Below are 241 nucleotides of genomic sequence, written 5' to 3'. Positions count from 1 at the left end.
AGAAGCACAACAAACCACGCAAGAAAGGAATGCCGGCGCTATGATGCTGCTGAAGAATATGACCGTGCTGTACACGCACGTACCGGAAGCCGAGGCGACGCTGTATTACGCCTGCGGTGAGCAGGACGGCAAAATGTACGAGACGCATTACACGCTGCAAGACGCGACGCTCCGGCTGCTGAACGCCTTTCAGATCGACGAGCTGGTCACGCGCGAGTTAGCGGCCAACATCTGCGAGCTT

The 241-nt window shown here is 57.3% G+C and carries 1 protein-coding gene; it reads left to right on the top strand.

Annotated features, from left to right (window positions below; genetic code table 11):
* Nucleotides 1-40: 40 nt before the first annotated feature.
* Nucleotides 41-241, top strand: a 201-nt coding sequence (locus tag KVT38_RS34080; protein WP_217598127.1) for a hypothetical protein, incomplete at its 3' end; no start/stop codon positions are given.

It is taken from the genome of Cohnella sp. GbtcB17, assembly GCF_019091135.1.
In the GTDB taxonomy this organism is placed as follows: Bacteria; Bacillota; Bacilli; order Paenibacillales; family Paenibacillaceae; genus Cohnella.
This window is presented reverse-complemented; position numbering and strand designations above follow the sequence as displayed.